The following is a 10,971-nucleotide window of genomic DNA, read 5'->3' as shown; positions in this document are numbered from 1 at the left end:
GCGCGAATGAGAATATTTTTATCTATAAGAAACCAATTGGTGTCGTAGGCGGAATCGTGCCATGGAACTTCCCTGTTTTCATATTAGCCCGGAAAGTGGCTACCGCACTAGTGACAGGGTGTACCATCGTATTGAAACCAAGTCAGCAGACCCCGAATACAGCTATGGAATTTACAAAAATTATTCATTCAATGGAGGAGATTCCTAAAGGTGTCTACAATGTTGTCACTGGGACGGGTTCTGAAATAGGAAATGCTTTAGCTACACATAAAAATGTCCATATGATATCGATGACAGGAAGCGTTCCTGCAGGTACGAAAGTCATGGAAGCAGCAGCTCAGAACATTACGAAAGTAAATTTAGAATTAGGCGGAAAAGCCCCGGCAATTGTAACAGCTAACGCTGACCTTGATGTGGCTGCTGAAAATATCACAACTTCAAGAGTAGCAAATAATGGACAGGCGTGTACGAATGCTGAGCGTGTGTATGTCCATGAAAGTGTAGCAGATGAACTGATTGAAAAATTACGTCACCGCTTTGAATCTCTGACATTAGGAGATCCGCGTGAGAATAAAGAAGCTGATGTCGGACCGCTCGTCAGCAAGGATCGATTGGAAGAGGTAGAGACGATGGTGAAGGAAGCCATTGAAGCGGGTGCGAAAGTAGAAATTGGAGGGGAAAGACCGGATCTGGAAAAAGGATTCTTTTATAAACCGACAATTTTAACTAACGTCGAACATGATACGGCGATAATGCAGGAGGAGATTTTTGGTCCAGTCATTCCAGTAGCAACGTTTAAAACATTGGATGAAGCAATCGAAAAAGGGAATGACACGGAATTTGGTCTTTCTTCATCCGTCTATACAGAAAACATGCACGAGGCCATGCGTGTCGTTAATGAACTCAAGTTCGGTGAAACCTTCGTCAATCGAGAGAATTTCGAAGCCGTTCAAGGTTATCATGCCGGAATGAGGAAATCAGGACTCGGTGGTGCTGATGGTAAGCACGGAATGGAAGATTTCCTTGTGACACAAGTCGTTTATATGCAATATAAAGATGACAAACAGTAAGACAAAAATAGAGAGGGTGTCCTTTACGGGCACCCTCTCTTTTATAGGTTTGACTTTAACCATTGGGTGGCAAAATCCACGGATTCTTTCATTGGGAAAAGGCAGCAATCGGCCCGTCCAACTTTCCCTTTTGTAACAGAGTATTCTTGTTCGAAGCTCGCTCCGATTTTTTCAAACGGATCGTCATTGATATCTATATCCGGGTACGTGGTCCAATGAGGATGACCATCTTTCATCAAAGGTGCTCCTCTTGTTTTTTCTTTACGTACGGCGGATCGATATTCTGATAAGTGGAAGCTTGTGTTTGAATCATACCCTACCCCTAGTAACAAAATCTTCGCCTCTCGTTGGTAGGCTTGACCGAGTGGGGATGTATCGCTCAATGGGTAGGCTAAATCGTGTTGGTTGGTGATTTGATCTGCTTGTTTCCCCCACGCCGAAATTGAGAAGGTAGGGTGATAACTGCGATACACATTTGGGAACTTGCGAAATAACTCGGGAAGCACCCCTAAATAGGTAGAAGGCGTTTTATCCGGATCGAACGTCGGCATCGTCTCGCGAATCGTTTCATGCCATTCTTTTGGAACAGGAGGGTTTTCCCACTCAACCGGATCGGAAAGAGTCGGAGAATGGGTTTGGAAAATTAATGTTCCTTCTTCAGTGATTGCGCCCATCAAAGCTTGGATGACAGCCTGAGGGCCACCGCTAACCCATCCGATCGCTTTCATTGAAGCGTGAACAAGTAGCGTGTCCCCCTTTTTTACGCCTAATTTATGTAGGTCACTTTTCAGGCTAAGGACAGTATTTGGTGCTGAAGTCTGGCTGATAATTTGTTTTTCACTCAAGGTTCAGACCTCCTTTATTTATAATTATACAAAAATAGAAAGCCCTCTTAAAAAGGCTTTCTATTTACACTCAGCGATTATCGATCGTTTCGGGATACAAGTCATGATTCATCATACGATGATCAGCCATTTGTTCAAATTTTGTCCCTGGCTTTCCATAGTTGCAGTAGGGATCAATGGAGATGCCGCCTCTAGGGGTAAACTTGCCCCACACTTCAATGTAGCGTGGATCCATTAAGTCGATTAAGTCATTCATGATCGTGTTGACGCTGTCTTCATGAAAGTCCCCATGATTACGAAAACTGAATAAATAAAGCTTTAAGGACTTACTTTCGACCATTTTTTGATCAGGGATGTAGCTGATGTAGATGGTAGCAAAGTCAGGCTGTCTTGTCTTTGGACATAAAGTGGTAAACTCAGGGCAGTTGAATTTAACAAAGTAGTCTCTATTCGGGTGCTGGTTATCAAATGTTTCAAGCACTTCAGGGTCATAGGTAAACGAATACTCATTATTTTGATTCCCAAGAAGGGATAAATCTAAGTCATCTTCCTTACGTCCAGGCATAGATAACACTCCTCAATTTTAATGGTTTAATCTTCCACCTCAGGTCATCCAATATTTGGATGACCTGAGGTGGAAGATTATTCAAAATAGCCGCAGCTCCTAAGGGCTGCGGCTTATCATTTCAGCTTCCTCAGTTTTTTATAGAGGGGGATCTAAGAAACCTCTTCTTTATGCGATTGAATGCTTCAATCATTATATAAATGCTGCATAGCCCTGTCAATTGACTCCCTTCTCATGACCTAATTATGTAAATATTTAGTCATTTCCCTTTAAAAATGATCGAAATTCCACTAAAATAGGAAGTAATTCATGAAAAATTCAGAAAATACCCAATGAATTAGCTCTGTAAGCGACAGGGCTTTATTTAAGCACAAGGAGAAAACGTTTACAAAAAACATTCTGATGAGGTGATTTAATGGATATGCAACCAATACCAGCAAGATCAGGCAATCACAACATGGATAACTACAAAGAAACGTACAACAATTTCAATTGGGATGAAGTGAAGAGTCATTTTACGTGGAGTGAAACAGGTAAGGTGAATATCGCTTATGAAGCGATCGATAAACATGCCGCAAATCCACAGAAGAAAAATCAGGTAGCTCTGAAATACTCAGCTCCTGACCGTGAAGAAGAATTAACGTTTGAAGATCTAAAAGTAAAAAGTAATCAATTTGCGAATGTGCTGAAGAAACATAATATAGAAAAAGGCGACCGTGTCTTCTTGTTCTTACCAAGAAGCCCGGAATTTTATGCAACGTTCTTTGGTATTTTGAAAGTCGGTGCCATTGCTGGACCTCTCTTTGAAGCGTTCATGGAACAAGCCGTTCGAGATCGTTTGGAAGACAGTGAAGCAACGATGCTAATTACGACTCCAGAGCTGTTGGAACGTGTACCGGTTGACGATTTACCTGACTTAAAGCAAATCGTTCTTGTGGGTGGAGATGCTCCAGGAAACTATATTTCTTTCGAAGAAGAAATGAAGAATGCTTCAGAGGATTTCGATCTGGAATGGGTAGACTTAGAAGATGGCATGCTTCTCCATTACACTTCCGGATCTACTGGTAAGCCTAAGGGTGTTTATCATGTGCATAACGCAATGATCCAGCACTATCAAACAGGGAAATGGGTGCTGGACCTGAAAGAAGATGATGTGTACTGGTGCACGGCTGACCCGGGCTGGGTCACAGGCACGAGCTACGGAATCTTTGCTCCATGGCTGAATGGAGTAACCAACGTCATTCGCGGCGGCCGTTTCAGTCCTGATGACTGGTATGGAACGATTGCTGAGAAGAATGTTTCCGTATGGTATTCTGCTCCGACAGCTTTCAGAAAATTATTGAGCGCCGGTGCGGAAGTTGCAGATAAACATGACTTATCTTCTCTGCGCCACGTCCTAAGCGTAGGTGAGCCATTGAACCCAGAGGTCATCACTTGGGGACTCAAAGCGTTTGACCTGCGTATCCACGATACTTGGTGGATGACTGAAACAGGAGGTATGTTGATTTGTAACTACCCTGCGATGGATATGCGCCCAGGCTCTATGGGTAAACCGTTCCCAGGAATTGAGGCAGCGATTGTTGATAACGATGGGAATGAGCTGCCGCCGAATCAGATGGGTAATCTAGCCATTAAAGAGGGCTGGCCATCTATGATGCGGGCGATTTGGAATAACCCAGGAAAATATGAAAGTTACTTCTTAAATGGCTGGTATGTATCAGGCGATAGTGCTTATATGGATGAAGACGGTTATTTCTGGTTCCAGGGCCGCCTTGATGATGTTATCAATACTTCCGGTGAGCGTGTTGGTCCTTTCGAGGTCGAAAGTAAATTGATTGAGCACGAAGCCGTGGCGGAAGCTGGTGTAATAGGTAAACCGGATCCTGAGCGCGGAGAAATCATCAAAGCCTTCATTACCCTTCGCGAAGGCTACGAAGAGTCGGATGATTTATTAGAGGATATCCGCCAATTCGTTAAGAAAGGGTTGAGTGCCCACGCGGCGCCACGAGAAATTGAAATTAAAGATACCATTCCAAAAACACGCAGTGGTAAAATTATGCGTCGTTTGCTGAAGTCCTGGGAGCTTGGGCTTCCGACAGGAGATACTTCTACATTAGAAGAGTAATCAATCATAAAAGAAGCGTACTTATACGGTACGCTTCTTTTTTTAGGCTATAAACGTTTGTTCCACGTGAAACAAGGCTCAAATCATCGAAAGAGACAGTCTAAGAAAGGCTGTGTTAGGATGAAGAGGATAATTCAGGAAAAGATATTATAGAAAGAATCTGTAGGTGAACAACTATGGAAAAATCATCTCATTCATTTTTAGGAACTACACTAGAAACCACCCAATGGTTCGTATTCTTACTAGCCAGTTCTGTAGCACTTCCTATTGTAATTGGTTCGATCTTTGATTTGAGCTTCACGGAAGTCTCAGGATTGATGCAGCGAACGTTTTTTGTTGTAGGGATTACTTCTTTTCTCCAAGGAATGTTCGGTCACAAGCTGCCGATTATGGAAGGGCCCGCAGGATTGTGGATTAGTATTTTTGCTGTGATGGCTTACTCAGGAGCACAATCGGGAAAAAGCTACATAGAAACACTTCAAACTCTTGAAGCCGCTATGGTCTTAACCGGCGTTTTTTTATTTTTGTTCGGAGTCTTTCGATTAGCCCATAGGGTGTTATTTGTTTTTACTCCGCTTGTAACGGGAGCTTTTTTATTTTTACTGACCGTCCAGCTAAGCGGTACCTTTTTACAAGGCATGCTTGGCATTCAGCAGGAAATTGAAGCGATTCATGTCGATCAAGCAGGCATTGCGTTTGTGACGTTTTGCTTAGTGCTCGGCTTATCGATTTTTGGAAAAGGATGGTTGAAGAGTTATGCCGTTTTAATCGGTATTAGTATAGGCTGGTTATTATATTTAGGAGTGGTCGGTGGCGCTGAGGAAAGCGGAGGAGAATCTTCCATTATTTCAGCACCGGAGTGGATGGCCTGGGGAATACCTCATTTTGAATGGGGAGTGGTTCCGTTGGCGTTTATTACGGCTGTCATTCTTTTGTCTAATATCGTTGCTTCTGTCGTTGCAGTCAGTCATTCGATTTATGGCAAGCCTTCCTATACATACAGTCAGATAAATCAGGGAAGCAGCTTTTTAGGTGTCACCCATGGAATTTCAGCGATGTTTTCATCAATTGCGAATGTTCCGCTTGCTTCGTCTTCAGGTTTTATTCACTTAACAGGCCAAAAGAAGAAAGCACCATTTTTATATGCTTCTGGGTTACTGATCATCATCGCATTTTTACCCTGCTTTGGTCGCTTTTATTTCGGGAATTCCTTCCCCTGTAGCTAATGCTGCTTTGCTTGCTACATTCGTTCAGCTGATGGGGTTAGGAATCAGCAACATTGCCAGTGAAGATCTTGACAAGCGGCGGCTTACGATATTATGTATTTCATTTTTATTAGGCATAGGTCTGATGTTTCTCCCTTCCGAGGTGTTCGCTGGCCTGCCTGGAATTGTACAAAACTTAATGAGTAATGGATTACTAGTCGGGACTGTACTGGTTATTATTATGGAACAGCTTTGGAAAGAATCGAAATCGTGAAGAACATAGAGGAAGTGATACAATGGGAAATCAACTATACGATGTCATTGGGGTCGGAGTCGGTCCTTATAATCTTGGATTAGCGGCTTTGATAGATCAAACTGATGAAGTGAAGGCTGCCTTTTTTGAAAAAACGCCTGAATTCATCTGGCATCCTGGCATGCTGATCGAAAAGATGGATCTTCAGGTGCCTTTTCTTGCTGATTTGACTACGTTTGCCGATCCAAAAAGCCCTTACACATTTATGAACTATTTACACGAACATAATCGAATGTTCCCTTTCTTTTTTCACCGTCATTTTGAGGTGCCAAGGCAGGAGTTTAATCATTATCTGCAATGGGTGGCGGAACAATTGGAGGACTTACATTTCGGCCATACGGTCATCGATGTGATCGACAAAAAAACAGCGGATACTCCTCACTATGAGGTAATCGTCAAGGAAACAGCGACAGGAGAAAAGAAGTACTATAAAGCGAAGCACGTTGTTCTTGGTACGGGGAACGAACCTATAGTGCTTAATGGGATGGACGGGCTTCCGAATGAAGATATCATGCATTCAAGCCGCTACTTATTTCAGAAAGACCATCTCTTAAAGTCGAAGCATGTGACTGTCATTGGATCAGGGCAAAGCGCTCTCGAAGTGTTTCTTGATTTATTAGAAGAACAAGAACGAAAGGATATGAAACTGACGTTATTAACGAGAACGGGCGGTCTCTTTCAACTTGATAAAGCCAAATTTGCTCAAGAAGCATTTACGCCCCAGTATGTTGATTATTTCCATAGTCTTGACTTTGAGCAGCGAAAACAGACGCTGGACACCTTGAAGCCGCTTCGTAACGGAATCGACCCACAGACTTTGGAGAGGCTCTATACGAAGCTGTATCATCGCACCGCTGGAATGAAGGATAGTCGAGTCCTGATTCAGCCGATGACAGAGGTCCAGAATATAGAAGCAGTAGAAGAGGGGTATCAACTTCACTGCAAACAATGGCAGGAAGATGTTGAGTACACATATGATACAGAAAAAGTCGTATTCGCTACAGGATACAAACCACACATTCCCGAGTGGTTTATGGATAGATATAAGGATAAAGTCGAATGGGAAGATGAATTAATGTTCAAAGTAACAAGAGATTACCAGCTTGTTTTTGAGGATGAACGCGACCACCACATTTTTACGCTCACAAATCTTGTACACTCTCATGGCGCAGGAGCGACGAATCTTGGCTTGTCTGTTCATCGAAATGTGCATATTATTAATACGATCGCTGGAAAAGAAGTATATAAGAATCAAGAAGATACGACATTCCAACAATTCTCGATGAAAGAATTCGGAGGATCCCAATAACCATTTAATTGAAAGAAGAAATGTTTAAGTTTAGTTTCACGGGGAAGATATCTTGTGTGTAAAAAATTAACATTAACATTCAAGGAGATGGTTGTATATGAGTAAGATTGCTTGCGTTATTACGTCCATGTTTGAAGATGTCGAATACACCCAGCCTGCAGAGGCTTTCAAAAATGAAGGTCATGAGATCACTACAATTGAGTGGGAAGCAGGGAAAGAAGTTGAAGGGAAGCAAGGAGAAGCTTCCGTGAAAATCGACACTTCCATAGATGATGTGAACCCGAACGATTTCGACGCACTCCTTATTCCTGGAGGATTTTCTCCTGACCAGCTGCGTGGAGATGAAAAATTCGTAACGTTCGCGAAACATTTTATGGATAAGAAAAAGCCAGTATTCGCGATTTGCCACGGACCTCAATTATTGATTACTGCAAAAGCACTCGAAGGCCGTGCAGCTACCGGCTTCAAATCCATTGCTGTCGATATGGAATACGCAGGCGTGGATTATCATGATAAAGAAGTCGTTGTCTGTCAGGATCAACTTGTCACAAGCCGACAGCCGGATGACATTCCAGCGTTCAATCGTGAATCATTAAAACTTCTAAAATAGGAAGCATGATAAATAAAAGTCACGGGGGTTATCCTCGTGGCTTCTTTCTATTTTGAAGTGCTTGGTGGAACCTTCGTTTATGGAGTTGAGTTTCAATTTGTCTTATAATGAAGAAAATGAAGTAATGAAGGAACGATTACATAGGAGGGAATTTATGATTGTCCAGGAGCGGGAAAATGAATTTCTGTTGATTGAGCAGCATGATCATGCACAAATATCTGGTCAAATGGTTTTAGAGTGGAAGAAGAATTTTCTGTTGCGATCAAAACTGAGAGAAGACGCAGATTGGGCTATCGCTCAACATGATCGCGCTTGGATTCCTTTAGACAAAAATCCCAAGTGGAATGATGAGGAAAACAGGCCCTACTCTTTTATTGATTACCCGCTCACAGAAAAAATAGCAGCCTATCAGAGAGGGATAGAGGAAGTCGCTAGTCAGTCATTGTACGCTGGGATGCTCTGCAGCATGCACTATTTATCGTTCTTTTCAGAAGACAGCAAAGACCCTGAGATTCGCCAATTCATCTCCGAAGAGAAAAAAAGGCAGGAAGATTTGTTTGAGGCGATGGCTATGGACGTACCCAAGGATATATACCTTCTCCATTTTAAGAGACTCCAATTTTGCGATGACTTATCTTTATATGTCTGTATGCAAGAGCCGGGGATTCCGAAAGAAGAAGAAGTTTCCTGGTTTCGAAATGGGTTCAGACAATCCTTTGATTTTGCACCGGACGGCATCATGTCTCATTGGGTGGATGAAAAGCAAGTATCCCTCAAGCCCTTTCCTTTTGAACGGCCTTTTGAAGTTCAAATCCCTTATCGGTTGGTATCTAAGACGACGATCCAAGACAAAGGGCTGAACAAAGCTTATCAAGAGGCTGAAACGCACCAGCGGAAGGTAACGTTTATACGCGAAGATTAAAAAAACACCGCTGTCAGACAGCCCTCCTCTTTAAGCGACTGTCTGATGCGGATGAGTTATTGATTTTTTTCTACATTGAATTGACTACTGAGGAGCTGCCAATTTTGCGGGAAGGATAACCCGAGCTTCCAGTAGCTGATTCCTTTGAGACCTCGATCCTCAATCAAGTCGAATTTCTTCTGAATGGAACGCGCATCTTCAAACCATACCTCATGTTTTTTTCCTGCAGAATCTGTGTACGTAAAATAAGGCGCTTGTTCCTTTTGATCATAAGATATATTTACATTGTTTTCCCTGGCGATTTGAATCGCCCTTTGCGGACTGACGGCTTTAGCGAACTCCCCGCCAGGTTCATAAGGGAGAGTCCAGTCGTAGCCGTATAAATTTTGACCTAACAAAATTTTATTTGCAGGCATCTCTGTTAACGCATAGTCGACAACCTCAGTGACAGGACCGATGGGTGCCACGGCGCGAGGAGGCCCTCCGCTGTAACCCCACTCGTAGGTCATTAATACAACGAAGTCAACAATTTCTCCGTGAGCCTTATAATCATGCGCCTCATACCAGGCACCCTCTTGTTCGGCACTCGTCTTTGGTGCAAGAGCTGTAGACATGAGAAAGCCTTCCGCAGATAAACGTTGTTTGGCTTTTCTAAGGAATTGGTTATAATTTTCTCTCATCTCTGGAGGTAAAAATTCCATATCGAAATGGATGTCCCTAAACCCGACTTGTTTGGCTGTTTTTATGATGTTATCAAGTAAAGTGTCTTGCAAAGCTTCATCTGTTAAGATCTTTCTCCCCAGCTCCGCACTGAATTGCCCATCAGCTAAGTTCGTCACAACCATTATGAGGGAAGCGTCATTGTTATCGGCGATCCCTTTGAAGTTATCTAGGGGAGGAGCCTTCAACGATCCATCTGGTCGAATTTCATAACTGAATGGGGCTAAATAAGTAAGTAACGGCGCCCGCTGTTCCGCGGAAGATTGCAGAACATCCGATACTTCTACGCCAAACGGTTCAATATAAGCATTCGCTGCAATCGGTGTCGGGGGCTGTTCAGGAATATAAAGTCGTAACCCTACAGGTAACGAACCTCCTGGCTGTATGCCGTTTATTTGAGCAAGCTCGTTTGCTGATAACCCGAATTGCTGGGCAATTGTATATAAGCTGTCCCCAGGCTGTACAAAATAATACTGACCTACTATAGGCACAACAATAGCTTGACCGATCACAAGGTCGCCGGGAGTTTCGAGCTCATTTGCATCAATGATGGCATTTGGCGTACTATCATAGAGGCCGGCAATTGAAAAGACAGAATCTCCTTGTTGGACAACATGGATTTGCATGTACCTCGCTCCTTTCTCATCTTTATCAATGTATGAAAAAAGAAAGCGAAAATATTCTTATGAAATAGAGGGAATCTGCTATGAATCAAGACGAGTACTATATGAAATTGGCCATAGAAGAAGCAGCTAAGGCAGAAGCTGAAGGGGAAGTTCCAATTGGAGCAGTGATTGTATGCAACGATAAAGTTATTGCTAAAGGGTATAACCAAAGAGAAACGTCCCAATTGGCTTCCTCTCATGCTGAATTCATTGCTATTGAACGAGCCAATCAAGCAATCGGGAGCTGGAGGCTGGAGGGTTGTACGTTGTACGTTACTCTAGAGCCGTGCCCGATGTGTGCCGGTGCAATTCTCCAATCCAGGATTCCTAGAGTTGTTTATGGAGCCCGGGATCCGAAGGCTGGGTGTGTCGGGTCATTAATGAACTTATTGGACGACGATCGGTTCAATCATAAAGCAGAAGTTGTTGCAGGTATAAAGGGAGAAACGTGTGGAGCCATGCTGACTCAATTTTTCCGGAAGCTGCGCCACAAAAAGAAGAATCCACCTCCTAGTAATTTACAAAAATAAACCATTGCATTTTCCAACAAAAATCGCTATACTTGTAATGTCGTGCTAAGCGGGGAGGTAGCGGTGCCCTACACTCGCAATCCGCTATAGCG

The 10,971-nt window shown here is 43.0% G+C and carries 11 protein-coding genes; 8 read left to right on the top strand and 3 right to left on the bottom strand.

The window, feature by feature from the left end:
• The coding region (aldA, locus tag LD39_RS06170; RefSeq protein WP_035544045.1) for an aldehyde dehydrogenase at nt 1-1,070 on the top strand (1,070 nt) is incomplete at its 5' end.
• Between the two features lie 41 nt (nt 1,071-1,111).
• Here the strand turns inward: aldA and LD39_RS06165 are convergent.
• Entirely contained in the window at nt 1,112-1,915 is an 804-nt protein-coding gene (locus tag LD39_RS06165) for an aminoglycoside N(3)-acetyltransferase (RefSeq protein WP_035544043.1), read from the bottom strand.
• Between the two features lie 70 nt (nt 1,916-1,985).
• A complete protein-coding gene (gene queF, locus LD39_RS06160) occupies nt 1,986-2,480 on the bottom strand; it encodes a preQ(1) synthase (protein ID WP_035544041.1) in 495 nt (164 codons plus the stop codon).
• A 415-nt stretch (nt 2,481-2,895) separates the two neighbouring features.
• On the opposite strand from queF, the gene acsA reads away from it, so the two are divergent.
• From acsA to LD39_RS06135, 6 genes are all read left to right on the top strand, one after another.
• Nucleotides 2,896-4,605 carry an acetate--CoA ligase gene (gene acsA, locus LD39_RS06155; protein WP_035544040.1) on the top strand — a complete coding sequence of 570 codons (1,710 nt, stop codon included), beginning with the start codon at nt 2,896-2,898 and terminating at the stop codon, nt 4,603-4,605.
• A gap of 176 nt (nt 4,606-4,781) precedes the next feature.
• Nucleotides 4,782-5,831 (top strand): purine/pyrimidine permease, encoded by a 1,050-nt coding sequence (locus LD39_RS06150; protein WP_231572520.1) that lies wholly within the window; start codon nt 4,782-4,784, stop codon nt 5,829-5,831.
• Nucleotides 5,832-5,838: 7 nt separating this feature from the next.
• Nucleotides 5,839-6,084, top strand: coding sequence for a purine/pyrimidine permease (locus LD39_RS23475; protein WP_231572519.1), 246 nt, complete (start codon nt 5,839-5,841; stop codon nt 6,082-6,084).
• 22 nt (nt 6,085-6,106) lie between these two features.
• Nucleotides 6,107-7,432: a lysine N(6)-hydroxylase/L-ornithine N(5)-oxygenase family protein gene (locus LD39_RS06145; RefSeq protein WP_035544039.1), complete on the top strand. Its 1,326-nt coding sequence runs from the start codon at nt 6,107-6,109 to the stop codon at nt 7,430-7,432.
• A 97-nt stretch (nt 7,433-7,529) separates the two neighbouring features.
• Nucleotides 7,530-8,042, top strand: coding sequence for a type 1 glutamine amidotransferase domain-containing protein (locus tag LD39_RS06140; RefSeq protein ID WP_035544037.1), 513 nt, complete (start codon nt 7,530-7,532; stop codon nt 8,040-8,042).
• 154 nt (nt 8,043-8,196) lie between these two features.
• Complete coding sequence (locus tag LD39_RS06135) at nt 8,197-8,964, top strand: DUF3891 family protein (RefSeq protein ID WP_035544035.1); 768 nt, start codon at nt 8,197-8,199, stop codon at nt 8,962-8,964.
• A gap of 56 nt (nt 8,965-9,020) precedes the next feature.
• On the opposite strand, the gene LD39_RS06130 is transcribed toward LD39_RS06135, so the two are convergent.
• On the bottom strand, nt 9,021-10,310 hold the full coding sequence (locus LD39_RS06130) for a glycoside hydrolase family 18 protein (RefSeq protein WP_035544032.1): 1,290 nt from the start codon (nt 10,308-10,310) through the stop codon (nt 9,021-9,023).
• Nucleotides 10,311-10,390: 80 nt separating this feature from the next.
• Here LD39_RS06130 and tadA point away from each other — a divergent pair, with 80 nt between their 5' ends.
• On the top strand, nt 10,391-10,879 hold the full coding sequence (tadA, locus tag LD39_RS06125) for a tRNA adenosine(34) deaminase TadA (protein WP_035544031.1): 489 nt from the start codon (nt 10,391-10,393) through the stop codon (nt 10,877-10,879).
• Nucleotides 10,880-10,971 lie beyond the last annotated feature (92 nt).

Source organism: Halobacillus sp. BBL2006, assembly GCF_000786645.1.
GTDB lineage: Bacteria > Bacillota > Bacilli > Bacillales > Halobacillaceae > Halobacillus.
This window is presented reverse-complemented; position numbering and strand designations above follow the sequence as displayed.